The sequence below is a fragment of the Rhodopseudomonas sp. P1 genome (genome assembly GCF_039642825.1).
Taxonomy (GTDB): Bacteria; Pseudomonadota; Alphaproteobacteria; order Rhizobiales; family Xanthobacteraceae; genus Rhodopseudomonas; species Rhodopseudomonas palustris_H.
This window is the reverse complement of record NZ_CP088006.1, coordinates 2819340-2844422: the sequence shown is the minus strand read 5'-3', so window position 1 is coordinate 2844422 and position 25083 is coordinate 2819340. Positions and strand designations below refer to the sequence as shown.

Here is a 25083-nt window from a genome sequence, read left to right as displayed (position 1 = left end):
AGTCCATCCTCACCATAGGACACGGAATTGACCGAAGAAACCCCCCGGCCGTGGTGCACAACGAAACTTGCGAGCTGGGGCATTCGCGCCACAGGTATGATTCCTCTAAAGAATCCGGCCGCTTGCGTCAGAATTCGAAGGCCGGCGCGCGCTCCAAACCGGGCAGCACGGGAATCGACGCATCGAACAGAATGCGGGCACCGTAGTCGCCGTGCGAACGGGTCACCACGGTAACACGCTGCGGCCGACCGTTGGCGAAGGCGCCGACCAGGCGGCCGCCGAGCTTGAGCTGATCGTACAGCGCGGTCGGTTCGACCTCGGTGGCGCCGCACAGCAGGATCGCGTCGAACGGCGAGTCATGCAGATCGCCCTTCGCCGCGTCAGCGACCCGGACGTTGACGTTGGACACACCGAGCGCCGGCAGCGTCGAGCGGATGCGTTGCGCCAGCGATTCGTCATCGATCGTCGTGGTGACGCGGGTAACCAGCTTCGCCGCCACGGCCGCGATGTACCCGGTCGGACAGCCCACCACGAGCACACGGTCGTCGTGCTGCAGCTCGGCAGCCTGCAGCATCCGCGCGGTCATGATCGGATTGAGCATGAAGTGCTTGTGGCCGTCGTGGCCTTCGATCTCGAGATCGAGGTCGAGATAGACCAGCTCGCGCTTTGATTCCGGCACGAATGCCTCGCGCGGCAGCGCCCGCATCGCATCGATGATTCGCCAATCGGTCACGCTGGCAGGCCGAATTTGCCCGTCGACCATGTTTTGCCGCGCGCGCTCGAATTCCAACATCCTCGATCCCCTGCGTGAAACCCGCGCCATCCATGCTGCAACGCCGCTGAAAACGCAACATGTCGCCGCACTCAACAGATTTAGTGCAAAGGGGGCTTCACGCGGCGCAGATCATCCCCTACATAGCCCTCGCCGTCACGGCGGCTCGCCGCGGCGTTGCGGCGGAAAACGGCCGGTGTGGATCGACCGATTTCTGCTTTCCAACGCCGAACGGCTTTGTTATACGCTGCCCCGCGAAGCGCTGCTTCGCATGTTCCCTGGTAGCTCAGTGGTAGAGCAACCGGCTGTTAACCGGTTGGTCGCTGGTTCGAATCCGGCCCGGGGAGCCATTCTCATTTTCCATCATTGCAGGTCGTGACGCCCACGCTAGCTCGTGGGCTCCCGAGGATGCGCCAGCTCCCTCACAGCGGCGCGCCAGCGACCTTTCACGCCGCTGTGACTCCGCCTCCCCTGGTCCCCGGAACGTTCTCGCGCCGACGCACGTTGCGTCGGCATCGGAAACAAAGAGGGAGACCACAGATGTTGAAGCCGATCACCTTTGCCGCTGCCGTGCTCGCGGGCGCCGCGGCCCTGACCAGCGCCGCCTCGGCTCAGCAGCCGACGCAGATGCGCGGCCAGCTCTACGGCGAGAGCACTCGTTATCAGGGTTATCAGGAGCGTGGTTACCAGGAGCGCAATTGGCGCGACAGCAACGCGTTCTGGCCGGGCCAGGTGGCTGCCGGCGTCGTTGGCGGCGCGATCGGCGCGGCGGGAGCCATCGCCACGGCGCCGTTCGAGGCCGGCTATCAGGGCAACTACGACATGCGCAGTTACGCCGAGCGCAACGGCTTCGTCTGTCTGCCCGGCACCACGTTCCGCGGCGAAGACGGACGGATGCATCTCTGCCAGTAAGCAGCCGTTCAGCATAACGGTCGAACCGAGCCGCCTCCTTCCGGGGGCGGCTTTGTTCTTGACCGCATCCGTTGCGGATCAGCTCACCACACACCGCACGACGAAGGCCGATCGCTAAAATTGTAGCGATCGGCTCAACCGGCCCCACAACAGTTTTTGCCACACTCAGGTTCGGACAGGGGAGCCGAACATGAGCGAAGCCGAATACGATCTGTTGCTGGAATCAATCAGCGACGCCGTTGCGGAAAGCACGCAGGACAACGTCGTGCGGCCGAACGTGGTGGCGACGATGCGCCGCGCCGCTAACGACAATTCGGTCGAATGGCCGCTGCTGCCCTTCCCGTCCGACTGGTACGCCTCCTGCTGAGCGAGGCGCTGCTGCCGCCCTAGCGGCCTTCCTGCGCGACGGTGTCCGCCAGCGAATCCAAATGCCGCTCCGCGAGCTCCTCGATCACCAGATCTGGCTTCTCGCGTTCGATCAACGGCGCGATCTCGCGTGACGGCTTGAAGCCCGACCGGGCGACATAAACCACCTCACCAAAACTGCGCGACAGATACTTCACCAGTGCTTCGGTGAACGAGTCGCCGATGAACATGATCTTGTATTTGGCCTGCGGACAAAACGTCCGCCCGATCGAAATGTCGTCGCCCACCGGCTGATACGCCGTCGCGGTGAAAGCACAGCGATCGGCCGGCAGCTCCGACAGCCGGGTCGGTTCCCGCCGCGTCAATCCCGCCATGCCGGCGAGATCGCCCGCGTGGTCCGAGGGAATCGCAAACTGCGTCGCATCGAGATCGAGCACCGGCAGATCGGTCAGCGGCAGCGCAGCCATGATGCGGCGATAGCCGAGATACGCGCCCCAATCGGTCCAGTGCGAGTCGTCCTTGAGGTACACCTGCCCGTCGGCCTTGCCCTGCCGCAGCGTGGCGCGCAGATCGAGCACCGGGAGGCGCGCAGCTTCCGCCATCGCGACGACTTGGTCGAGCTGCGACGGCGGATCGCGCCGCGACATGAAGCTCGGCATCATCTCCGGATAGATCGTGTGCTTGTCCGGCACCACCACGAACAGATATGGCCGGCTGGCCGCCTGCAGCGGGCGCATCCGCAACGCGAGCGCAGCTTCGGTATTGGCAAGCTGCAGCGTGCTGAAAGGACGCTGGTTGCGATACAGCTCGATCGAATTGTCGCCGGCGTAGAACAGCCAGTCGTCCTTGCCGAACACCACTTTGTCCGACGGCGAGCGTCCCAGCATCACCGTGGTGAAGTTCGAGTTCAGCCGCAGCAGCAGCTTTCGCAAGCCGAAATTGTCGTTGAAATAAGCATCGAACCGCTCCGGGAAGCTGTCCCACTGCGCCACCGTGCGCGGCCATCCTGGGAGCTGGGTGAGCGCGCGCTTCTCGCCGATGCTGATCTCGGCGTGCTTGAAGGTCATCGCGATCAGCGACGCGAACGAAAACGCCGCGACGAGGCCCACGAGGGCGCCGCAGTACAGCCGAACGGTGAAAGGGGTTCGCTGCATCGCTAGAACCGGAAATAGATGAAGGGATTGTAGGTGCCGGCCGCGACCTGGCTGCTGGCCAGCAGGCCGATCGTCAGCAGCACGATCAACCGGCCCGTCATCATCAGGGTCCCATCACCGCCGATCTGCAAGGTGCTGATGTCGGGATGCACCCGGCCCTGGTTCTGCTCCCGGCGCAGCCGCCAGTCCGCGGTCAGCGGGCTGAACGCCGCAGCACTCGCCAGACTTCCCATCACCAGGCAGATGACGACCAGCGGATCGACATTGCCGACGAAATCCAGCGACCAGCCGGCGCCGAGCCCGACCATCGCGCGCAAATAGGCGATCGCGTGCGACAGGTCGGTGGCGCGGAAGAACACCCAGGCCAGCGACACCACGGCCAGTGTGTAGACGTGCCGCACCGGCCGCGGCATCCGCGCCAGCAGCGACGCCAGTCCGAGCCGTTCGAAGATCAGGAACAGGCCATGGATCAGGCCCCAGACCACGAACGTCCAGTTGGCGCCATGCCACAGCCCGCACAGCAGGAACACGGTGGCGAGATTGAAATACACCCGCCACGGCGGCACGCGGTTGCCGCCGAGCGGGATGTAGAGATAGTCGCGCAGCCAGTTCGACAGCGAGATGTGCCAGCGCCGCCAGAATTCCTGCAGCGACTGCGACAGATACGGATAATTGAAGTTCTCCAGGAAGGTGAAGCCGAACAGCCGCGCCAACCCGATCGCCATGTCCGAATAGGCCGAGAAGTCGAGATAGATCTGCAAGGTATAGCAGAGCAGCCCGAGCCAGGCCGCGCCCGGGCTGAGGTCGGCGGCCGGCAACGCAAAGATCCGGTCGGCGACTTCTCCGAGCGGATTGGCCAGCAGCATCTTCTTGCCGAAGCCGGCCAAAAACCGCTCGAGCCCGGAGGCCGCCAGCTCCAGCGTCACCGGACGGCGCCGAAGCTGATCGGAGATGTCGTGATAGCGGATGATCGGGCCGGCAATCAGCTGCGGAAAGAACGCAATGTACAGCGCGAAGTCGACCGGCCGGCGCTGTGCGCGGGCGACGCCGCGATAGACGTCGATCACATAAGACAGCGCGTGGAAGGTGAAGAACGAAATCCCCAGCGGCAGATGCGGCGCCACAATGGTGACCGGGGCGATTCCGACCGTCTCCAGCAGCGCGTTGAGGTTCGCGATCAGGAATTCTGAATACTTGAACACCGCAAGCAGGCCGATGTTCAGCACCACCGCGGCGGCCACCACTAGCTTGCGCCGGCCCGGGTCTGTCAGGGCATCGAGCGCCAGCCCGAGCAGCCAGTTGCCGAAAATCGACCCCAGCATCACCAGCGCAAAGAACCGCTCGCCCCAGGCATAGAACACCAGGCTGGCGACCAGCAGCACGCTGTTGCGAAGCGGCCGCGGCACGCTCCAATAGACTAGGAGCAGCAGCGGCATGAACAGGAACAGGAAGACCGGCGAACTGAACAGCATCAGGCCATCGCCCTCGCTTCCCAGCTCCTGCAGTTGCGCTCCGGCATCGCCGCCCCGTCGTTTGGTGCGCCTTCTCCTTGCGCGACCGCCCCCGATTGTTCAAGGCCGCCTCTGTCCCCAGGACTTTTCGCTGGATGGGGCATTCGCGCGTGACCCGATTCCGCGCGCAACAGCGCGCGACTCGACGCGGTTCCGGTCGAGTCTCAGGAAGATCGGCTAAGTGCTTGATTGGAAAGTGGAGGCCACGACCAGAATTGAACTGGTGTACACGGTTTTGCAGACCGTTGCGTAACCACTCCGCCACGTGGCCCCACGCGGCGAACTCATATACGGCCGAACGGCGATAGGCAACCGTCGCACAGCACGTTGCAGCGATCGAGATCGTCGCGTCAGGCCGCGGCGCGGGCGCGCGCCCTCACCCGCGCTTCTTGCGGCGCCAGTCGCGCTTCTTCGGCTTCGGGGCCAGATCCGGCCGCTCGGCCTGGACCTGCTTGAACCGCGCCAGCATCCGGTCGAAGGCTGACAGCAAGGCAGTCTCGATCTCCGGGCGATGCTCCAGCCGCGACAGCAGCATGGCGGCGGCTTCCAGCGTCGACAGCCCGTCGCGGCGCGGCTCCTTGCGCAGCCGGCCGTAGCGCGACGGCGCCGCGGGGTCGAGAATCACCCGCTGGCACTTCAGCATCCAGGCATTGCGCCACCACAGCGCCTTGGCCTGACTCCAGGTGCCGTCGAGCAGCACCACGCCCTCGATCTCGTCGAGGATCATGTCCTGATACGGCTCGGGCTGGCCCTTGGCGTCGACCGCGAGGATCTCCCGCCCCTCGGCCAATTCGACCGCGCGGGCCGAACCGAGATACAGCACCGCCCAGCGCGACGGATCGTGCACGGTACGGCCGAGCGCCTTGGACAGGCTCGGCCATGACAGCCCGATCCGCACCACCGCGTTCTTGAAATGCTGCGCGGTCAGCCGCGCGGTGCCGAGTGCGCGATCCTGCTCCTGCGGATGCTGCAGAATCAGAAGCTGGATGCGGCTGGCGATCGGCTCGACGGTGTCGCAGATGCACAGCGGCAGCGCTTTGCCGCAGCGCTCGCACTCGGGCTCCGGCGCGCCCAGCTCTGCCGCAGGTGTCTCGTGTTCGGTGGTCATCTCGTCCCTACCCCGCCGGCACTGCGGCCGGCGCACCGCGGCGCCAGCGCCGCTGCCGCACCCGGTCGATCAACAGATAAATCACCGGCGTCGTATACAGCGTCAGCACCTGGGATACGAACAGCCCGCCGATGATGGTGATGCCGAGCGGCCGGCGCAGCTCGGTGCCGGGGCCGACCGCGACCACCAGCGGAATGGCGGCGAACAGCGCCGCCAGCGTGGTCATCAGGATCGGCCGGAATCGCACGATACAGGCTTCGAAGATGGCGTCTGCGGATGGCAGGCCGCGGTCGCGTTCGGCCTCCAGCGCGAAGTCCACCATCATGATCCCGTTCTTCTTGACGATACCGATCAACATGATGATGCCGACGAAAGCGATCACCGACAGCTCGGTGCCGGTGACCAGCAGCGCCAGCAGCGCCCCCAACCCCGCCGACGGCAGCGTCGAGATGATCGTCAGCGGATGCGCCAGGCTCTCGTAGAGCACCCCGAGGACGATATACATCGCGATGAACGCCGCCAGGATCAGCAGAGGCTGCTTGTTGGAGGTGGCGCGAAAATCGCCGGCATTCCCGTCGAACGAGCCGCGAATCCCCTCCGGCATGTGCAGTTCATCGACCGCGCGCTGAATGTTGGCGGTCGCCTCCTGCAGCGGCACTTCGGGCAACGTGTTGAACGACACCGTCGTCGACGGCACGCCCTGGGTATGGGCGACCGCCAGCGCCGCCAGCCCGCGCTCGGCGCGCACCACCGCCGACAACGGCACCTGATCGCCGCTGGTGCTGTCGACGTAGATCCTCTTCAGGTCGGTCGGATCGGTCTGGAAATTCGGATCGATCTCCAGCACCACCTGATACTGGTTGCGCTGGGTGTAGATCGTCGCGATCTGCCGCTGCGAGAATGCGTTGTTGAGCGCGTTGTCGATGTCCTGAATCCGCACGCCGAGCCGCGACGCCATGGTGCGGTCGATCGACAGCGTCAGCTGCAGGCCACCGTCGTCGCGATCGCTGGTGACGTCGGTGATGCCGTCGACCGTCTGCATCCGCTTGGCGACGATCGGCGCCCATTTCTGCAACAGGTCGAGATCGGGACTGCTCAGCGTGTACTGATAATTGGATTCGCTGGAGCGGCCGCCGCCGCGCAGATCCTGGGCGGCGAACATAAACAGCCGGATGCCGGCAACGCGGCTGAGCTGCCGGCGCAGGCGATCGATCACCATCTGGGTGGTGACACCTTCGCGTTCGGCGGTCGGCTTCAGATTGATGAACATCGTGCCGCGATTGGCGCCGCCGGCGCCCGGCCCGCCGCCGCCCAGCACCGAGCCGACGCCGCTCACCGCCGGATCGGCCATCACGATGTCGGCGAGCTCCTCTTGCAGAGTCCGCATCGACTGGAACGAGATGTCGGCCGATGCGCGGGTCGAACCGATGATGAAGCCGGAATCGTCGATCGGGAAATAGCCCTTGGGCACCTTGATATACAGCGTCACCGTGAGCGCGATGGTGGCGATGAACACCACAACGGTCAGCCACGGCACCGACAGCACGCCACGCAACGTCCAGGCGTAGAAGCCGACGATGCGGTTCAGCGTGCCTTCGACCGCGCGATCGAACCAGGTCTGCTTCGGCAACGCTTCGGCGCGGATGTAATGGGCGCAGATCATCGGCGTCACCGTCAGCGACACCACCGTCGAGACCACGATCGCAAACGTCAGCGTCAGCGAGAATTCGCGCAGCAGCCGGCCGATCAGGCCGTCCATGAAGATCAGCGGCGCGAACGCGGCCACCAGCGACAGGCTGATCGACAGCACCGTGAAGCCGATCTGCCGGGCGCCCTCCATCGCGGCCGGCAGCGGCGCCATGCCGCGCTCGAGGTTGCGGTACATGTTCTCGATCATCACGATCGCATCGTCGACGACGAAGCCGACCGCGATCGCCAGCGCCATCAGCGACAAATTGTTGATCGAAAACCCGCTGATCCACATCCCGGCGCAGGTCCCGGCCAGCGCCAGCGGCACCGACACGCCGGCGGCGATCGTCGGCGTCAGCCGGCGCAGGAACAACAGCACCACCGCCATTACCAGCACCGCGGTCGCCAGCAGCGTCCACTGCATGTCGTCGACGCTGGCGCGGATCGTGCCGGTGCGGTCGGCCAGCACCGAGATATCGACACCCGCCGGAATCCACTGCTTCAGCTCGGGCAGCAGCGCTTTGACCCGGTCGACGGTCTCGATGACGTTGGCGTCGCCCTGCTTGGTGATCTGGATGATCACCGCCGGCTGCTTGTTGTACCAGGCGATGGTGCGGGCGTTGCGGGTCGCGTCGCTGACGGTGGCGACATCCGACAGCCGCACCGTGCCGTTCGTATCGCTCTTGATGACGATGCTGCGGAATTCCTCCGCGGTGCGCATCTGCGGATTTGTCGACAGCGTTTCGGTCAGCCGCGGCCCGTCGAATGAGCCGACCGGGCCCACCGGATTGGCGTTGATGATCGCGGTGCGGACATCGTCGGTCGAGATGCCGGCGTTGGACAGCGCAACCGGGTTGAGCGCAATCCGCACCGCAGGCTGGTCGGCGCCGGAGACCGTGACGTCGCCGACGCCCGGCACCTGCGAGATGCGCTGCGCCAACACCGTGTCGGCGACGTCGTAGATCGCGCTCGCCGGCATCGTCTTGGAGGTCAGCGCCAAGATATAGACCGGCGCCGCCGCGGAGTTGAACTTGCGGAACTTGGGTAGCGTCGGCAGGTCGGTCGGCAGGTCGCTGACCGCGGCGTTGATCGCCGCTTGCACATCGCGCGCGGCGCTGTCGACGTTGCGGCCGATCGAGAACTGCAGCTGTATGCGGGTGTTGCCCAGCGAGCTGGTCGAGGTGATCTGATCAAGCCCGGCGATTTCGCCGAGCCGGCGCTCCAGCGGTGCCGCGACGGTCGAGGCCATCACCGACGGCGCCGCCCCAGGCCGCGACGCCTGCACCATGATCATTGGGAAATCGACGTTCGGCAGCGCCGCCACCGGCAGCACCGCATAGGCCACCATGCCGACCAGAAACAATCCGATCGCCAGCAGCGTGGTGCCGACCGGCCTTCGGATGAACGGGTCGGACATCGAGGCCATTACAGCCCCTCCCCGGCGCCGGCCAGCGGCGGCGATGGTGTCGCCGGCGGGACCGGCGGCAATGCCCGCTCCAGCTTCCGGTTGATGCGGTCGAGCGCCAGATAGATCACCGGCGTGGTGTACAGCGTCAGCAACTGGCTGAGCAGCAAACCGCCGATGATCGAGATGCCGAGCGGAAACCGCAGCTCAGACCCGGTACCGCTTTCGACCGCCAGCGGCAGCGCGCCGAACAAGGCCGCCAGCGTCGTCATCATGATCGGCCGGAAACGCAGCCGGCAGGCTTGAACGATCGCCTCGTAGGACGACATCCCCTGTCCGCGCTCAGCTTCGAGCGCGAAGTCGATCATCATGATGGCGTTCTTCTTGACGATGCCCATCAGCAGGATGATGCCGATCAGGCCGATCACCGACAGATCCTGGCCGAACAGCATCAACGCCAGGATCGCACCGACGCCGGCCGACGGCAGCGTCGACAGGATGGTGATCGGGTGGATGTAGCTCTCGTACAGCACGCCGAGCACGATGTAGATCGCCACGATCGCGGCCAGGATCAGCCAAGGCTGGCCGGCGAGCGCCTTGGAGAATTCGGCGGCGTCGCCATAGAACACCCCGACGATGCTGCCGGGCATCCCGATCTGTTTCTCGATGGTTTCGATCCGCTTCAACGCCTCACCGAGCGACGCATCGGGCGCAAGATTGAAGCTCATCGCGACCGACGGGAACTGCGCCTGGTGCGAGATCGCCAGTGGCGCGATGGTGCGCTTCAACTCGGCGACCGCCGAGATCGGCACCTGGGCGCCGGCATTGCCCGGCACATACAGCTTGGACAGGATCGACGGGTCCTGCTGATAGACCGGCATCGCTTCCAGCACGACGCGGTACTGGTTGGCCTGGCCGTAGATCGTCGAAATCTGCCGCTGCGCGAAGGCGTCATTGAGCGTGTCGTTGATCGCCTGAACGCTGACGCCGAGTTGCCCGGCGCGCTCGCGGTTGACGTCGAGCGCGGCCCGCAGGCCGCCCTCCTGCGCCTCGGTCGAGACGTCGCGGAACAGCGGATCGCGGCGCAGTTCACCGAGCAGCCGATTGGCCCATTGCGACAGCAGCGCCGCATCTGTCGCGGTCAGCGTGTATTGATACTGCGACCGGCTGGCCTGGGTCGAAATCTGCACGTCCTGCACGGCCTGGAAGTACACGGTCATGCCGGGAATGCCGGCGACGCGCTGCTTCAGCCGTTCGATCACCTCGCCGACGTCGGACTTGCGGTCGCCGCGCGGCTTCAGCGTTAGCACCAGCCGGCCGACATTCGGCGTCGGATTGACCGAGCCGGCGCCGATCACCGACACCACGCCGACGACATCCGGATCGGCTTCGATCGCCTGGGCGGTCTCGGTCTGCCGCGCCTTCATCTCGGCGAACGATACCGCAGGGCCCGCTTCTGTCACCGCGGTGATCGAGGCGGTGTCCTGCAGCGGCAGGAAGCCCTTCGGCGCGATCGCATACAGCACCAGCGTCGCGGCGATGGTCAGGAACGTCACCACCAGCGTGGCGCGCTGATGCTTCAACACCCACAGCAGGCTGCGGTGATAGGCCTCCGCACCGCGATCGATCCAGGCGGTGATGGTGGCGAGCCCCGGCACCTGGCGCTCGTCGCGGGCGTGCTTGAGCAGCCGCGAACACATCATCGGCGTCAACGTCAGCGACACGATTGCCGAGGTGACGACCGCGATCGTCAGCGTCAGCGCGAATTCGCGGAACATCCGGCCGACCAGCCCGGACATGAACAGCAGCGGGATGAACACCGCGATCAGCGACATCGTCAGCGAGATCACGGTGAAGCCGATCTCGCTGGCGCCCTTCAGGGCCGCCTGCATCGGGCTCTCGCCGTCCTCCATGTGGCGGACGATGTTCTCGATCATCACGATGGCGTCGTCGACGACGAAGCCGGTGCCGATCGTCAACGCCATCAGCGACAGATTGTCGAGGCTGAAGCCCATGAAATACATCACGCCGAAGCTGGTGATCAGCGACAGCGGCAGCGCCACGCCGGCAATGATGGTGGCACGCATCGAGCGCAGGAACAGCAGCACCACCAGCGTCACCAGCACCACGCTGAGCAGCAGCGTGAACTGCACGTCGTGCACCGAGGCGCGAATGGTTTCGGTGCGGTCGCTGACCACGGTCAGCTTGACGCCGGCCGGCACCAGCCGCTGGATCCGCGGAATTTCGGCGCGGATGCCCTTGACCACATCGATGACGTTGGCGCCGGGCTGGCGCTGAATGTCGAGGATTACCGCCGGTGTGCCTTGGTACCAGGCGCCGGTGCGCTCGTTCTCCAGCCCGTCGACGATCTGCGCGACGTCGCCGATCGTCACCGGCGAGCCGTTGCGATACGCCACGATGATCGGCCGGTACGCATCCGCAGCAGCGATCTGGTCGTTCGCCGCGATGGTGTAGGCCTGCTGAGCGCCGTCGAGCGAGCCCTTCGGCCCCGACACGTTGGCGTTGGCGATCGCCGTGCGCAGGTCCTCCATCGAGATGCCGTAAGCGGCGAGCCGGGCCAGATCGGCCTGCACCCGCACCGCCGGCTTCAGCCCGCCGAGCACCGAGACGCGGCCGACACCGGAGATCTGCGCCAGCCGCTGTGCCATCAGCGTGTCGGCAAGGTCGCTCATGGTGCGCAGCGACACTGTGGTCGAGGTCAGCGCCAGCGTCATCACCGGCGCATCGGCCGGATTCACTTTGGCATAGACCGGCGGGTAAGGCAGGTTCTTCGGCAGAATGCCGGCGGCCGCATTGATCGCCGCCTGCACGTCCTGGGTCGCGCCGTCGATATCGCGGTTGAGGTCGAACTGCAGCGACACCTGGCTGACGCCATAGGACGAGGTCGAGGTCATCGCCGTCAGCGACGGAATCTGGCCGAGCTGCCGTTCCAGCGGCGCCGTGATCAACGACGCCACGACGTCAGGGCTCGCGCCTGGGAGCTGGGTCGTCACCTGCACGGTCGGAAAATCGACCTGCGGCAGGGCCGACACCGGCAGCGCCAGATAGCCGAGCAGACCGCCGATCATCAGCGCCACGCCAAGCAGCGAGGTCGCGATCGGACGTCGGATGAACGGCTCAGATACGCCCATGAAAACTCACCTCAGCGTTGCGTCCTGACGTCTCGCGCTCCGGCATCCGCCACCGTCGCGCTGGCAGCGGACCGCGTCAGGGCGCCTTGGGCGCACCCGACGACGGGGCTCCGCCTGCGGCCGGTGCCTGCTGCCCGGCTTCACCGCGGCGGCGCTTGCCTTGCCCCTCGCCGGCTTCGTTGCCTCCCTGGCCCTGAGCACCCGGCGGACGACGGCGCTTCTGCGGAGCGAGATCGGCGGTCGGAATCTGGCTGGCATCGCCGATCGTCACCTTGGCGCCGTCGGCCAGATTGGCAAAGCCGGTGGTCACCACCCGGTCGGCCGGCGTCAGCCCCTCGGCGACCACGGCCTCGCTTTCGTTCTGCTGCGTCACCTTCACCGGGCGGGCATGAACGATGTTGTCCTCGCCGATGATGTAGCTGAACGTCCCGGCGGGGCCGCGCTGCACGGCGGAGACCGGCACCACGATCGCCTGCTTCAAGGTGTCGACCTTGAGCCGCACGTTGACGAACTGGCCGGGCCAGAGCTGCAGCTTGGCGTTGGGGAATTCCGCCTTCAGCTTCACCGTGCCGGTGGTCTGATCGACCTGATTGTCGATCCCCTTAAGCATGCCGGTATCGACCACGCTGACGCCGTCATTGCCGAACACGTCGACCGGGAGCGGCGCTTCGGCAGCCGCGGCGTTGACCCGCACGATCTGCTGCTGCGGCAGGCTGAACTGCACCGCGATCGGCTTGAGCTGCGTCAGCACCACGATGCCCGTGGCGTCCGAGGCGTGCACGATGTTGCCCTTGTCGACCTGGCGCAGGCCGGCGCGACCCGAGATCGGCGCCACCACCTTGGTGTAGCTCAGCGTCGCCGCGGCATTATCGATCGCGGCCTGATCGGAGCGCACCTGCGCCTCGAGCTGCGCCACGGTCGCCTTCTGGGTGTCGGCCTGCTGCTTGGAGCCGGCATTGGAGGCCGCGAGCTGCTGATAGCGCGCCAGATCGATCCGAGCGTTGGCGAGCTGGGCTTCGTCCTGCGCCTTCTTGGCGACCGCCTGATCGTATTGCGCCTGATAGATCGCGGGATCGATCTCCGCGAGCACGTCGCCGGCCTTGACGTCCTGCCCCTCGGTGAAATTCACCGCGATCAGCTTGCCGTCGACCTGGGCGCGCACCGTCACGGTGGCGAGCGCCTTCACGGAGCCGACGCCGTCGAGATACACCGGCACGTCGGCAACCTTCGGCGTCGCCGCCAACACCGGGACCGCGAGGTCCGGCGGCATCCGCCGCTCCGCCTGCTTGGTCTGGATCGCACGCCAGGCGATGAAGCCGAGCCCGCCGAGGATGGCCACGACCAGCAGCAGCGACACGCTGCGGCGGCGCAGGCGCTGGCCCCAACCGTTGCGTCCGGGCCCGGCGCCGGACGTATCCTTCGCATCCGGCTTAAAGAGCATCGGCTGTTCTTTCCATCTTTGGCTCCCAGCCGCCCCCGAGTGCCTGAAACAGACTGACGATCGCCTGGAAGCGCGCAAGCTGCGTCTGGATCAGCGCGTCCTCGGCCTGGAATAGCGTGAGCTGCGTATTCAGCACCGTGACGATGTCACTGGTGCCGGCGCGGAGCTGCTGTTCGGCGAGATCGAACGCCCGCCGCGACGACGCCACCACCTCGCGCTGCAGCCGCAGCCGCTCGGTGTTCTGCTTGATTGACTCCAGCGCGTTGTCGACATCCGCGAATGCCGACACCACGGTCTTGCGATAGGTCTGCAGCAGCTCTTCCTGCTGCGCCTGCGTCAGATCGAAATTGCCCTGGATGCGGCCGCCATCGAAGATCGGCTGCGTCAGCCCCGCGGCGATGTTGGAGAACGTCGCCTGCGGCGTGAACAGCGACGCCAGCGCCGCGCTCTGATAGCCGCCCTGCGCGGTGAGCTGGATAGTCGGGAAGAACTGCGTCCGCGCGCTGCCGACGTTCGCAGTTGCGGACGCAAGCTGCGCTTCCTGGCGGCGGATATCGGGCCGCTGCGTCAGCAGATCGGACGGCAGCCCCGGCGTCACCCGCGGCGACGACAACCGCGTCAGCGAACCGCCGGCGACCTTCACGCTCTCCGGCGGGCGCGCCACCAGCGTCGCCAGCGCGTTGACGTTCTGCGCCAGCGTCAGCCGCAGCGGCGGCAGCGCGGCGCGCTGGTTCGCCAGCACGCTCTCCTGCTGTGCCACGTCGAGATCGGTGCCGGTGCCGGCTTTGAGCCGCTGCTTGATCGCGTCGAGAATCCGGCTGGCGCTCTTGATGTTGCCTTCGGCAGTGCGAATCCGGTCCTGCGCGGCGAGCACCTGGAAATACGCGTTGGCGACGCTCGCCATCGTGGTCAGCATCACCGTGTCGCGGTCGAACCGGTTCGCGGTGGCGGTCTCCTCGGCCGCAAGTGCGGCGTCGTGGTTCTTGCCCCAGAAATCGATCTCGTAAGATGCGCTGAGCGACGACGAATAGGTGCTGTAGCGGCGGCCGGCGATCGTGGTGTTGGAGATGTTCGATCCCGAGGTCTTGACCTGACTGCCGTTGCCGCTGGCGCTGAGGCTCGGCAGCAGCGCCGCGCCGGTGATCCGCGCCTGCGCGTCCGCCTGGCGGATACGCGCCACCGCGGCGGCGACGTCGAGATTGACGGTCTGCGCCTCTTCCATCAGTTGCGTCAGCTCGGCCGACCGGAAGCCGCGCCACCAATCCAGAGCCGGCGGCTTCTCGACCGCGGTGCGCGACGCAGCCTTGTAGCGATTCGGCAGGTCGAGCGCGGGATCGGGCAGATCTTGCGTGAGGATGCAGCCGCCGGACGCAGCGACCAGCGCCGAGGCCACCACCAGTCGGGCTGCGCGGCCAAGGTAGCGAAGTGTGGTGCTCATGCTGGGCGCGATCCATCTCCCGGCGCGGCGTAAAGCCGCGCACGCCGCGCCACGATCGACTTCGGCGCACGATGTTCTCTGCCAGTCACTTGCAACTCGATCACGGAAGACTGCTGTTTGAAAGCCAGCCGCCATTGTAACGGGCGGAAACGCCGACGCACAGGGCCGTCATCGCCGCGTTCAGTGACAAGTTGTTTCCGGTATCCCGCCGCCTGAGCCGGCTTCGGCGGTGCGATTCTCCCGATTCCATCGGTGTTCCCTCAGCTTGACGGCCCCGCCGAATGCGGCAAAGCTTACAAAGATTTCATCTGCTGATACGGCCGTCCGAGGACGATTCCCTGCCCGCCCTTCGAATTTTTTCGCTGCCGGACGTGCTGAAACTCTCGAGCCTGGATGCCGTAACTCGGTCGCCGGTGGGCTAGAGGGGGCTTGGAATGCGCGTTGCTATCGTCGGAACGGGGATCGCGGGGAATGCTGCCGCGTGGGCGCTGTCTCAGCGCTATCCTGTCACAGTGTATGAGCGCGAATTGCGCGCTGGCGGCCACAGCCACACCGTCACGGTCGATTACGACGGCACCTCGATCCCGGTCGACATCGGCTTCATCGTCTACAACCAGCTCAACTATCCCGACCTCACCGCGATGTTCGCCCATCTCGGCGTCGAGACCGTCGAAAGCTGCATGAGCTTTTCGGTCAGCGCCGACGCCGGACGATTCGAATGGAAGGGCGGTGGATCGAACTGGCTGGAAACGGCGGACGGCCTGTTCGCGCAGCGCCGCAATCTGCTGTCGCCGTCATATCTGAAGATGCTCCGCCACATCCTGATCTTCAACGAGCGGAGCGTCGAAGACTTCAAGACCGGCGCCCTCGCCGGCCTGTCGCTCGGCGACTATTTCACCAGCCGCAAATTCGCGCCGCGACTGCTGACCGATTATCTGGCGCCGATGGGTGCCGCGATCTGGTCGGCGCCGGCGTCGCAGATCCTGGATTTCCCGGCGGAGAATTTCGTCGCCTTCTTCAACAACCATCGGCTGCTGCATTACGAACGCCCGATCTGGCGCACCGTGAAGGGCGGCAGCGCGCGCTATGTCGAGAAGCTGACCAGCGCCTTCAAGGAGGATATGCGGCTCGGCGCCGCCGTCACCTCGATCGAGCGCTCGCCGAAAGGCGTGATCGTCCGCGACAGCCTCGGCGGCCTCGGCGTGTTCGATCACGTGGTGATCGGCGCCCACAGCGATCAGGCGCTGGCAATGCTCTCGGACGCCAGCGACGTCGAGCGCGACATTCTCGGCAGCATCGGCTACGCGCCGAACATGGTGTACCTGCATCGCGACCCGCGACTGATGCCCACGCGCAAGCGCGCCTGGGCGTCGTGGAATTTCCTGCGCTGGCAGCGCGAGGGCTCGCCCGTCAACGACGTCGCCGTCACCTATTGGATGAACCGACTGCAGGGCATCGATGCGGACAAGCCGCTGTTCGTCAGCCTCAACCCGCCGTTCGAGCCCGCGCCCGAACTGACCTTCGGCCGCTACGCCTGCGACCATCCGCAATACACCGCCAAGGCATTTGCGGCGCAGCGCCGCGTCGGCGAGCTCCAGGGCCATCGCAACACCTGGTTCTGCGGCGCCTGGACCGGCTACGGCTTCCATGAAGACGGGCTTCGTTCGGGTCTTGCGGTCGCCGAACATCTCGGCGCTCCGGTGCCGTGGCGCGGCCCGCCGTCGGAATTCCGCGAAGCGGCCGAATAACCATGGCCGCCCTCGCCGCCTCAACTTTGTCGACCCGCGGCGCGCCGCCCGCAGCGGCCGCGTCGCTGTATATCGGCGATGTGATGCATGCGCGGCTGAAGCCGGTTGGGCACCGTTTCCAATACCGGGTGATGTCGCTGCTGATCGATCTCGATCGTCTGGACGAGGCCGACCGGATGTCGCCGCTATTCGGCGTCAACCGGCGGGCGCTGTACAGCTTCCATGAAACCGATCACGGTCCGCGCGACGGCACCTCGCTGCGCGCCTACGCTCAGGCCAGCGCCGCGGCGAAGGGCGTCGATCTCAGCGGCGGCCGGGTGCTGCTGCTGACCTATCCGCGGATCGCCGGCTACACCTTCAATCCGCTGTCGGTGTACTTCTGCTACGACGCCTCCGGCGCCCTCGCGGTGGTGATCTACGAAGTCCGCAATACCTTCGGGGACATCCATCCTTATGTGCTGCCCGTGAGTCCCGGCGAACTCGGGCCAGCCGGTCTGCGGCAGGAGCAGGACAAGCTGTTCTACGTCTCGCCCTTCATCGAGATGGCGATGCGCTATCACTTCCGCATCGTGCCGCCGGGCGAAATCGTACGCTTGCGGATTCTCGAGACCGACGCGGAGGGTCCGGTGCTTGCTGCCACTTTTGCAGGCACGCAGCGGGTTCTGTCGACGGCATCGCTGCTACAGGCATTCCTCGCGCTACCGCTGATGACATTGAAAGTGATCGCCGCGATCCATTGGGAAGCGCTGCGGCTGTGGATCAAGGGCGCCAAGCTCGTTCCGCGTCCGGCGTCGCCGCCGCCTCCGACCGGCTTTGCAGCCGGCGGTCACGATGCTTATACTCACTAAAGCTAAAGTATGAGCCCGGCGTTGCTCCCGTCCCGCTGGGCGCAAGCAATGGAACTGGAATGTCCGAGTTAGTAGCGCTGACCCCCGACAACGTCGATGACCGTGTGGCCGATCTGCCGCGCTTGGTCCGGATGGCGCTGGCGTTCGGTGCGCGGCTGCAGCGCGGCACGCTCGACGTCACCCTCCCCGATGGCCGCCGCTTTCGTCTCGGCGGCACCGAGCCCGGCCCCGCCGCCGAGATGCGGCTGCACAGCTACGCGTTTGCGTCGCGGCTGATCAATGGCGGCGACATCGGAATCGCCGAGGCCTATCTGAACCGCGAGTGGGACACGCCCGATCTCACCCAGTTCCTGTATCTGTTCTGCGTCAATCACGAGATGATCCAGGCGATGCTGGCGGACAATCCGCTGATGCGGCTGGTGCAGATGGTGCGGCACTGGTTCAACCGGAACACCAAGCGGCAGGCGCGCAAGAACATCTACGCCCATTACGATATCGGCAACGAGTTCTACTCCGCCTGGCTCGATCCGAGCATGACGTATTCGTCGGCGCTGTTCGAAGATCACACCCACGATCTGACCGCGGCGCAGATCAACAAATATCAGCGGCTGGCCGAGGCGATCGACCTCAGGCCGGGACAGTCGGTGCTCGAGATCGGCTGCGGCTGGGGCGGCTTTGCCGAATATGCCGCCAAGACCTTCGACGTCCGCCTCGTCGGCCTGACGATCAGCCGGGAACAGCGCGATTTCGCGCAGAAGCGGATGTTCGAGGCCGGACTCGCCGACAAGGTCGAGATCAGGCTGCAGGACTACCGCGACGAGCGCGGCCGCTACGACCGCATCGCCTCGATCGAGATGATCGAAGCGGTCGGCGAGGAATTCTGGCCGAAATACTTCTCACAGTTGCGCGATCGGCTGATGCCGGGCGGATTGGTCGGTATCCAGGCGATCACCATCCAGGATCGCTTCTTCCAGACTTACCGGCGCGAGGTCGATTTCATCCAGCGCTACGTGTTCCCCGGCGGCATGCTGCCCTCACCGGGCGTGCTGAAATCGCTGGGCGAGACGTTCGGCGTGCCGGTGGTGCGCGAGCGGGTGTTTGGAGAAGATTATGCCAAGACGCTCGCAACCTGGAGAGACAATTTCCGCGCCGCGTGGCCGAAGCTGACGTCGCAAGGCTTCGACGACCGCTTCCGCCGGTTGTGGGAATACTACCTGTCGTATTGCGAAGCCGGCTTCCTGTCCGGAAACATCGACGTCCGCCAAGTGGTGTTCGCAAAGGCGGGTTGATCTCGGCTGCATGGTCGCCGCGTTTGCTCAATGCAGCGGCATGCGTGCCTTGTCTCGCGCCGCGCGGTCTCTTACCTTGAGGGCCCGCAACGTCACCAGCCGGACAGCATGAGCATCAAGAACGACGTCGTCGACGCCATCGGCAACACGCCCCTGATCAAATTGAAGCGCGCGTCGGAACAGACCGGCTGCACCATTCTCGGCAAGGCCGAGTTCATGAATCCGGGCCAGTCGGTGAAGGATCGGGCTGCGCTGTTCATCATCCAGGATGCGGTGAAGCGCGGTGCGCTGCGCCCCGGCGGCGTCGTGGTCGAAGGCACCGCCGGCAACACCGGCATCGGGCTGGCGCTGGTCGCCAACGCGCTCGGCTTCCGCACCGTGATCGTGATCCCGAATACGCAGAGCCAGGAAAAGAAGGACATGCTGCGGCTGTGCGGCGCCGAACTGATCGAGGTGCCGGCCGTCCCCTACGCCAATCCGAACAACTACGTGAAGCTGTCCGGCCGCCTCGCCGCGCAGCTTGCGAAGACCGAGCCGAACGGCGCGATCTGGGCCAATCAGTTCGACAACGTCGCCAATCGCCAGGCCCACATCGAGACGACCGCTCCGGAAATCTGGAATCAGACCGATGGCAAGGTCGACGGCTTCGTCGCCGCGGTCGGCTCCGGCGGCACGCTCGCCGGCGTATCGATCGGCCTGAAGCAGTTCAATCCGAAGGTCCGCATCGTGCTCGCCGACCCGTTGGGCTCGGCGCTGTACAATTACTACAAGAACGGCGCGCTGAAGTCGGAAGGCTCTTCGATCACCGAAGGCATCGGTCAGGGCCGCGTCACCGCCAATCTCGAAGGCGCGCAGATCGACGACGCCTATCAGATCCCCGACGATGAAGCAGTGCCGCTGATCTACGATCTGCTCGAACACGAAGGCCTGTGCCTCGGCGGCTCGAGCGGCATCAACGTCGCCGGTGCGATCCGCCTCGCCAAGGATCTCGGCCCCGGCCACACCATCGTGACCATCCTGTGCGACTACGGCAGCCGCTATCAGTCCAAGCTGTTCAATCCGGACTTCATGCGCAGCAAGAACCTGCCGGTACCGGACTGGATGGAGACCAAGAGCACGATCCAGGTGCCGTTCGAGCAGGCCTGAATGCCGAGGGCCGCAGGCGCGGCCGCGACATCCTGAGCGACCGCGTTAACCCGCCGCCAACCGTGCTCATACGGGGCGCTGCGCATTAAACTGAAACTTCATGGCGCCGGCCGATCCTTGCGCAAAACAAGGAGCGCGTCGGCTCATGTCCGTGTTCAGGTCGTTCGGCGCCACGCTGGTGGCGGCGGTTGCTGTGCTGTTGGTCTCAGATGCTCTGTTCGGCGACGACAGCTACCGCTTCGATCGGTCGCTGTACGACAGCCGGCTTTATGCCCCGCGACACACGCCAGGCGCGGCGGGGATAAGCGACTTCGACGAAGCGATGACGCCGGCCGAGCGCATCCGCGAAACCTTCAGCCAGTTCACCGTCAGCAGCGCCAAGCGCTACACGTCGCGGGCGACCATCATCAGATAGCGCAGCCTCGATCGTCCGGCCTCAGCGCAGGATCTGGCTGAGGAATAGCTTGGTGCGCGCGTGCTGCGGATGGGCGAAGAACTCCTTCGGCTCGTTCGCCTCGATGATCTGCCCGGCATCCATGAACACCACGCGGTCGGCGACCTCGCGGGCGAAGCCCATTTCGTGCGTCACCACCAGCATGGTCATGCCCTCTTCGGCGAGGTCGACCATGGTGTCGAGCACCTCCTTGACCATCTCCGGGTCGAGCGCCGAGGTCGGCTCGTCGAACAGCATCACTTTCGGGTTCATCGATAGCGCCCGCGCGATCGCCACGCGCTGCTGCTGACCACCTGAAATCTGGCCGGGATATTTATTCGCCTTGTCGGGAATCCGCACCCGCTCCAGGAATTTCATCGCGGTGGCTTCGGCATCCTTCTTCGGGATGTTGCGCACCCAGATCGGCGCCAGCGTGCAGTTCTCCAGCACGGTCAGGTGCGGAAACAGGTTGAAGCTCTGGAACACCATGCCGACTTCACGACGGATCTCGTCGACGTGCTTCAGCGTGGGTCCGAGGTCGATGCCGTCGACCACGATCTGGCCTTCCTGAAACTCCTCCAGCGCGTTGATGCAGCGGATCAGCGTCGATTTGCCCGAGCCGGACGGCCCGCAGATCACGATGCGTTCGCTGCGCGCGACATCGAGGCTGATGTCGCGCAGCACATGGAACTCGCCGTACCATTTATTCAGGCCCGCGATCGAGACGATCGGAGTATCAGCCATCAATCGATCCTTCCGTCAGGTCCGCCGGTGCGCGTTGAGCCGGTGCTCGACCGACAGCGAATAGCGCGACATCCCGAAGCAGAACACGAAGTAGATCAGCCCGGTGAACGCGAAGCCGGTGAACAGCGTCGTCGGCGTCGACCAGGTCGGATCAGCAAATGCGGCGCGGAGCTGGCCGAGCAGATCGAACAGCGCGACGATCGACACCAGCGAGGTGTCCTTGAACAGCGCGATGAAGCTGTTGACCAGGCCCGGAATGACGTGACGCAGCGCCTGCGGCAGCACGATCAGCCCGGTCGTCTTCCAATACGACAGCCCGAGCGCGCTCGCCGCCTCCGCCTGCCCGCGCGGGATCGCATTCAGGCCGCCGCGAATGACCTCGGCATTGTAGGCGCCGGCGAACAGCGCGATGCCGATCAGCACCCGCATCAGATTGTCGATGGTGAAGTTGCCGGGCAGGAACAGCGGCAGCATGTAGGTGGCGAAGAACATCACCGTGATCAGCGGCACGCCGCGCCAGAACTCGATGAAGGCGACCGAGAAAATCCGGATCAGCGGGATGGTCGAACGGCGGCCGAGCGCCAGCGCAATACCGATTGGCATCGAGGCGACGATGCCGGTGACTGACACCACTAGCGTCACTAACAGGCCGCCCCACATCCGAGTATCGACCACAGGCAAGCCGCCGCGGTCGAGCCGCAGCGCGGCGACCATCACGGCGATGCCGACGAAGATGCCGACCGTGGTCGCCAACGCGCGCCAGCCGTTGCGCACCCCGGTCAGGATGAACACCAGCGCAGTGACGGCGACCGCGGTGAGGAGAAGATCGAGCCACACCGGCTGCGACGAGGCCTGGATCCAATCGCGCAGCGCCACCAGCGGCCAGCTCAGCCACACCAGCACGGTGCCGAGGCCGAGCAGCACCTGCCCGATCACGCTGCCGATCGGCCCGCCCGCGGCGAGCTTGCGGCCGGCGCGCCCGACGCTGTCGGCAACACCGCTCAGCAGGTCCGCGCTCCAGGTGACGCCGAAGCCCTGCACGCCGCCGCCATGCAGCAGGAAGAACGCCAGCACCGGAAAGGCGATGAAGAACAGGCCGGCATTCAGCGTCTTGGCCGGCGCCCGCGGGATCAATAGCGGCAGCAGCAGCAGCGCGCCGAGCGCGAACACCAGATCGACCCGCCAGCGTTCCGGCGTCGGATAGAAGCCGTAGATGAACTGCGAGAACTTGGCCTGCACGAACGGCCAGCAGGCGCCGACCGGATGCCCGGCCTTGTCGGCGAGGCAGTCGGTGCGGTTCGAACCGGACCACACCGCATCGACCAGCAGGAACTTCAGCGTCGGCACCACGGTGAAGTACAGCAGCAGCGCGCCGATGACGGTCAGCAGGATATTGGTCGGTGAGTTGAACAGCCGCTGCCGAATGATGCCGATCACCCCCGGCTGATGCACTGGCGGCGGCCGCTGCGGCACCATCTCGCCGCGCACGAACACTGGCGTCACGGACCCGAGCTCGCTCATGCGCCCATGCTCCGGTTGATCCGCCATGCGTACAGGCTCATCAGCGCGCTGGTGACCAGCGAGATCAAGAGGTACACGCCCATGGTGATGGCGATCACCTCGATCGCCTGCCCGGTCTGGCTCAGCGTGGTGCCGGCGAACACCGAGAACAGGTCCGGATAGCCGATCGCGACCGCCAGCGACGAGTTCTTGGTCAGGTTGAGATACTGGTTGGTGAGCGGCGGCAGGATTACCCGCAGAGCCTGCGGGATCACGATCAGCCGCAGCGTCTGCCCGCGCGACAGGCCGAGCGAGGCGCCCGCCTCCATCTGCCCCTTGTGCACCGACAGAATGCCGGCGCGGACGACTTCGGCGATGAACGCGGCGGTGTAGGTCGACAGCGCCAGCGTCAGCGCCACGAATTCAGGCGCCAGCCGCGAGCCGCCGACGAAATTGAAGCCGCGCAGCACCGGCACTTCCAGCGAGAACGGCTTGCCGACGATCAGGAACGCGATCAGCGGCAATCCGATCAATAGGCCGAGCACGATGGGCCAAACCCGCATTGGCTTGCCGGTGGCAAACAGCCGGCGCCGGGCGTACAGCGGCAACAGGATCGCGGCAGCGACTGCGATCAGCAGCGCGACCAGGAAGCCATCGAGCCCCGCCTCGCCCACCAGCCGCGGCACCACGATGCCGCGGTTGGACAGGAAGAAGCTGTCCATCACCGAGACGCTCTGGCGCGGTGACGGCAGCGCGCCGAGCACGGCGAGGTACCAGAACAGGATCTGGAATAGCAGCGGCAGGTTGCGGACGATCTCGACATAGCCGCCACCGATCCGCGAGATCAGCCAGTTCGGCGACAGCCTCGCCAGCGCGACCGCGAACCCGATCACGGTGGCGAAGAAGATGCCGACGACCGACACCACCAGCGTGTTGATCAGGCCGACCAGGAACACGCGGGTGTAGCTGTCGGACTCCTGATACGGGATCAGCGTCTGGCTGACGCCGAACCCCGCAGTGTGCGACATGAAGGCGAAGCCCGAGGCGATCCGCTGGTTGGCGAGGTTGTCGCGGGCGTTGTCGACGATCTCATAGCCGATCCAGACCAGCGCCGCGACGAACAGCACTTGGGCGAGCAGGCCCTTCCAGCCTGAGCGACCGCCGAGCACTCGTCGCAGTTTCGCGACGAGCTGTGGCGGCGGTGGACGTGCGTCGATCGCCATCGGCGCGGATCTTAGGCGATCAGCGGATCGGCGGGGCGTACATGATGCCCCCCTTGTTCCAGAGCTTGTTGAGGCCGCGCGCGATCTCGAGCTTGGAGCCGGTGCCGACGTTGCGCTCGAACGATTCGCCGTAGTTGCCGGTCGCCTTGATGATACGGGCGACCCAATCCTTGGTCAGGCCGAGCTGTTCGCCGAGGTTACCGTCGGTGCCGAACACCCGCTTGAGCTCGGGCTTGTCGGACTTGGCCATCTCGTCGACGTTCTTCTGGGTGACGCCGAGCTCCTCGGCATTGACCAGCGCGAACAGCGTCCACTTGACGATGTCGAACCACTGATCGTCGCCGTGGCGGACCAGCGGGCCGAGCGGCTCCTTGGAGATCACTTCCGGCAGCACGATATGATCGGCCGGGGTCGCCAGCTTCAGGCGCTGGGCGTAGAGCTGCGAGACGTCGGAGGTGAACACGTCGCAGCGGCCGGATTCATAGGCCTTGACCGCCTCGTCGGCATTGGCGAACGCGATCACCTCGTACTTCATGTTGTTGCCTTTGAAATAGTCGGCAACGTTCTGCTCGTTGGTGGTGCCGGTCTGCACGCAGATCGAGGCGCCGTTCAGTTCCAGCGCCGAGTTCACCTTAAGCGACTTCTTGGCCATGAAGCCCTGGCCGTCATAATAGCTGATGCCCGCGAAGTTCACGCCGAGCGAGGTGTCGCGCGACAGCGTCCAGGTGGTATTGCGCGACAGCACGTCGATCTCACCGGACTGCAGCGCGGTGAAGCGATCCTTCGCCGACAGCGGCACGAACTTCACTTTGCTGGGGTCGTCGAACACCGCGGCCGCGATCGCGCGGCAGACATCGACGTCGAGACCGGTCCAGTTGCCTTTGTCGTCGGGCGCCGAAAAACCGGGCAGTCCCTGGCTGACGCCGCAGGACAACATGCCGCGATCCTTGACCGTCTTCAGGGTCTGCGCGTCCGCCGACGTCACCGAGAATACGGCGGCGGCTGCAAAGGCGGCGACGAGCGATACACGTTTCATGGAATGACCTTTCAAGGGATGTCCTGGCCGCTTCAATCGGCTTCGTGGGCGATGCGTTCCGATTGGATCCGCCGTTCGATCGCCCGAAGGCCCGCGCGCGGCAGCCGTTGCCCGGCACCATGCTGCAAAACTCTCGCCCGGCATTCGCGAGCCCCTCAGCACGATCTC

At 65.6% G+C, this 25083-nt stretch carries 19 protein-coding genes and 2 tRNA genes; 8 read left to right on the top strand and 13 right to left on the bottom strand.

Features of this window, described 5'->3' with window-relative positions; all coding sequences use genetic code 11:
- Positions 1-127 precede the first annotated feature (127 nt).
- Positions 128-793, bottom strand: coding sequence for a protein-L-isoaspartate O-methyltransferase family protein (locus LRC39_RS13155; protein ID WP_346294605.1), 666 nt, complete (start codon positions 791-793; stop codon positions 128-130).
- A 254-nt stretch (positions 794-1047) separates the two neighbouring features.
- Between LRC39_RS13155 and LRC39_RS13150 the strand changes: the two genes are divergently transcribed.
- The 3 genes from LRC39_RS13150 (at position 1048) to LRC39_RS13140 (ending at position 2051) form a co-directional block, all read left to right on the top strand.
- Positions 1048-1122, top strand: a tRNA-Asn gene (locus LRC39_RS13150).
- A gap of 190 nt (positions 1123-1312) precedes the next feature.
- A complete protein-coding gene (locus tag LRC39_RS13145; protein WP_346294604.1) occupies positions 1313-1684 on the top strand; it encodes a hypothetical protein in 372 nt (123 codons plus the stop codon).
- Between the two features lie 190 nt (positions 1685-1874).
- Positions 1875-2051 (top strand): hypothetical protein, encoded by a 177-nt coding sequence (locus LRC39_RS13140; protein ID WP_199851737.1) that lies wholly within the window; start codon positions 1875-1877, stop codon positions 2049-2051.
- A 19-nt stretch (positions 2052-2070) separates the two neighbouring features.
- Here LRC39_RS13140 and LRC39_RS13135 read toward each other — a convergent pair whose 3' ends face one another.
- From LRC39_RS13135 to LRC39_RS13100, 8 genes are all read right to left on the bottom strand, one after another.
- Entirely contained in the window at positions 2071-3204 is a 1134-nt protein-coding gene (locus tag LRC39_RS13135) for an alginate O-acetyltransferase AlgX-related protein (RefSeq protein ID WP_346294603.1), read from the bottom strand.
- A 2-nt stretch (positions 3205-3206) separates the two neighbouring features.
- Entirely contained in the window at positions 3207-4676 is a 1470-nt protein-coding gene (locus LRC39_RS13130) for an MBOAT family O-acyltransferase (RefSeq protein WP_346294602.1), read from the bottom strand.
- Positions 4677-4912: 236 nt separating this feature from the next.
- Positions 4913-4986: transfer RNA gene (locus LRC39_RS13125), tRNA-Cys, on the bottom strand.
- Positions 4987-5091: 105 nt separating this feature from the next.
- Positions 5092-5823, bottom strand: coding sequence for a tRNA-uridine aminocarboxypropyltransferase (locus tag LRC39_RS13120; protein ID WP_346294601.1), 732 nt, complete (start codon positions 5821-5823; stop codon positions 5092-5094).
- Positions 5824-5830: 7 nt separating this feature from the next.
- Positions 5831-8938 carry an efflux RND transporter permease subunit gene (locus LRC39_RS13115; protein ID WP_346294600.1) on the bottom strand — a complete coding sequence of 1036 codons (3108 nt, stop codon included), beginning with the start codon at positions 8936-8938 and terminating at the stop codon, positions 5831-5833.
- The gene (locus LRC39_RS13110; protein WP_107355661.1) at positions 8938-12069 is read right to left on the bottom strand and encodes an efflux RND transporter permease subunit; all 3132 of its coding nucleotides are present in this window, start codon (positions 12067-12069) and stop codon (positions 8938-8940) included. The genes LRC39_RS13115 and LRC39_RS13110 overlap by 1 nt, the downstream gene beginning before the upstream one ends.
- A gap of 76 nt (positions 12070-12145) precedes the next feature.
- Positions 12146-13510, bottom strand: a complete 1365-nt coding sequence (locus LRC39_RS13105) for an efflux RND transporter periplasmic adaptor subunit (protein WP_346294599.1) — start codon at positions 13508-13510, stop codon at positions 12146-12148.
- Positions 13500-14948, bottom strand: coding sequence for an efflux transporter outer membrane subunit (locus LRC39_RS13100; protein WP_346294598.1), 1449 nt, complete (start codon positions 14946-14948; stop codon positions 13500-13502). The genes LRC39_RS13105 and LRC39_RS13100 overlap by 11 nt, the downstream gene beginning before the upstream one ends.
- Positions 14949-15382: 434 nt before the next feature.
- Between LRC39_RS13100 and LRC39_RS13095 the strand changes: the two genes are divergently transcribed.
- The 5 genes from LRC39_RS13095 (at position 15383) to LRC39_RS13075 (ending at position 20394) form a co-directional block, all read left to right on the top strand.
- Positions 15383-16696, top strand: a complete 1314-nt coding sequence (locus tag LRC39_RS13095; RefSeq protein WP_346294597.1) for an NAD(P)/FAD-dependent oxidoreductase — start codon at positions 15383-15385, stop codon at positions 16694-16696.
- A gap of 2 nt (positions 16697-16698) precedes the next feature.
- A complete protein-coding gene (locus tag LRC39_RS13090) occupies positions 16699-17544 on the top strand; it encodes a DUF1365 domain-containing protein (RefSeq protein ID WP_346294596.1) in 846 nt (281 codons plus the stop codon).
- A gap of 59 nt (positions 17545-17603) precedes the next feature.
- The gene (locus LRC39_RS13085; protein ID WP_346294595.1) at positions 17604-18833 is read left to right on the top strand and encodes a cyclopropane-fatty-acyl-phospholipid synthase family protein; all 1230 of its coding nucleotides are present in this window, start codon (positions 17604-17606) and stop codon (positions 18831-18833) included.
- A gap of 108 nt (positions 18834-18941) precedes the next feature.
- Entirely contained in the window at positions 18942-19979 is a 1038-nt protein-coding gene (locus tag LRC39_RS13080) for a cysteine synthase A (protein ID WP_107355655.1), read from the top strand.
- A 145-nt stretch (positions 19980-20124) separates the two neighbouring features.
- Positions 20125-20394, top strand: coding sequence for a hypothetical protein (locus LRC39_RS13075; RefSeq protein ID WP_107344548.1), 270 nt, complete (start codon positions 20125-20127; stop codon positions 20392-20394).
- A gap of 21 nt (positions 20395-20415) precedes the next feature.
- Here the strand turns inward: LRC39_RS13075 and LRC39_RS13070 are convergent, their stop codons facing one another.
- Genes LRC39_RS13070 through LRC39_RS13055 form a run of 4 tightly spaced genes read right to left on the bottom strand, consistent with a single transcriptional unit; the run spans position 20416 to position 24915 of the window.
- Positions 20416-21156 carry an amino acid ABC transporter ATP-binding protein gene (locus LRC39_RS13070; protein WP_107344547.1) on the bottom strand — a complete coding sequence of 247 codons (741 nt, stop codon included), beginning with the start codon at positions 21154-21156 and terminating at the stop codon, positions 20416-20418.
- 15 nt (positions 21157-21171) lie between these two features.
- The gene (locus tag LRC39_RS13065) at positions 21172-22677 is read right to left on the bottom strand and encodes an amino acid ABC transporter permease (protein ID WP_346294594.1); all 1506 of its coding nucleotides are present in this window, start codon (positions 22675-22677) and stop codon (positions 21172-21174) included.
- Positions 22674-23879 carry an amino acid ABC transporter permease gene (locus tag LRC39_RS13060; protein ID WP_346294593.1) on the bottom strand — a complete coding sequence of 402 codons (1206 nt, stop codon included), beginning with the start codon at positions 23877-23879 and terminating at the stop codon, positions 22674-22676. Before LRC39_RS13060 ends, LRC39_RS13065 begins: the two co-directional genes overlap by 4 nt.
- Before the next feature lie 19 nt (positions 23880-23898).
- Complete coding sequence (locus LRC39_RS13055) at positions 23899-24915, bottom strand: amino acid ABC transporter substrate-binding protein (protein ID WP_107344544.1); 1017 nt, start codon at positions 24913-24915, stop codon at positions 23899-23901.
- Positions 24916-25083: the final 168 nt, after the last annotated feature.

Excerpts from the sequence above, each read along its gene's own strand:
- LRC39_RS13120 (WP_346294601.1), bottom strand. The coding sequence starts at position 5,823 with ATGACCACCGAACACGAGACACCTGCGGCAGAGCTGGGCGCGCCGGAG.
- LRC39_RS13140 (WP_199851737.1), top strand. The coding sequence starts at position 1,875 with ATGAGCGAAGCCGAATACGATCTGTTGCTGGAATCAATCAGCGACGCC.
- LRC39_RS13115 (WP_346294600.1), bottom strand. The coding sequence starts at position 8,938 with ATGGCCTCGATGTCCGACCCGTTCATCCGAAGGCCGGTCGGCACCACG.
- LRC39_RS13055 (WP_107344544.1), bottom strand. The coding sequence starts at position 24,915 with ATGAAACGTGTATCGCTCGTCGCCGCCTTTGCAGCCGCCGCCGTATTC.
- LRC39_RS13155 (WP_346294605.1), bottom strand. The coding sequence starts at position 793 with ATGTTGGAATTCGAGCGCGCGCGGCAAAACATGGTCGACGGGCAAATT.
- LRC39_RS13095 (WP_346294597.1), top strand. The coding sequence starts at position 15,383 with ATGCGCGTTGCTATCGTCGGAACGGGGATCGCGGGGAATGCTGCCGCG.
- LRC39_RS13080 (WP_107355655.1), top strand. The coding sequence starts at position 18,942 with ATGAGCATCAAGAACGACGTCGTCGACGCCATCGGCAACACGCCCCTG.
- LRC39_RS13090 (WP_346294596.1), top strand. The coding sequence starts at position 16,699 with ATGGCCGCCCTCGCCGCCTCAACTTTGTCGACCCGCGGCGCGCCGCCC.
- LRC39_RS13110 (WP_107355661.1), bottom strand. The coding sequence starts at position 12,069 with ATGGGCGTATCTGAGCCGTTCATCCGACGTCCGATCGCGACCTCGCTG.
- LRC39_RS13060 (WP_346294593.1), bottom strand. The coding sequence starts at position 23,879 with ATGGCGATCGACGCACGTCCACCGCCGCCACAGCTCGTCGCGAAACTG.
- LRC39_RS13065 (WP_346294594.1), bottom strand. The coding sequence starts at position 22,677 with ATGAGCGAGCTCGGGTCCGTGACGCCAGTGTTCGTGCGCGGCGAGATG.
- LRC39_RS13070 (WP_107344547.1), bottom strand. The coding sequence starts at position 21,156 with ATGGCTGATACTCCGATCGTCTCGATCGCGGGCCTGAATAAATGGTAC.
- LRC39_RS13135 (WP_346294603.1), bottom strand. The coding sequence starts at position 3,204 with ATGCAGCGAACCCCTTTCACCGTTCGGCTGTACTGCGGCGCCCTCGTG.
- LRC39_RS13105 (WP_346294599.1), bottom strand. The coding sequence starts at position 13,510 with ATGCTCTTTAAGCCGGATGCGAAGGATACGTCCGGCGCCGGGCCCGGA.
- LRC39_RS13130 (WP_346294602.1), bottom strand. The coding sequence starts at position 4,676 with ATGCTGTTCAGTTCGCCGGTCTTCCTGTTCCTGTTCATGCCGCTGCTG.
- LRC39_RS13145 (WP_346294604.1), top strand. The coding sequence starts at position 1,313 with ATGTTGAAGCCGATCACCTTTGCCGCTGCCGTGCTCGCGGGCGCCGCG.
- LRC39_RS13085 (WP_346294595.1), top strand. The coding sequence starts at position 17,604 with ATGTCCGAGTTAGTAGCGCTGACCCCCGACAACGTCGATGACCGTGTG.
- LRC39_RS13075 (WP_107344548.1), top strand. The coding sequence starts at position 20,125 with ATGTCCGTGTTCAGGTCGTTCGGCGCCACGCTGGTGGCGGCGGTTGCT.
- LRC39_RS13100 (WP_346294598.1), bottom strand. The coding sequence starts at position 14,948 with ATGAGCACCACACTTCGCTACCTTGGCCGCGCAGCCCGACTGGTGGTG.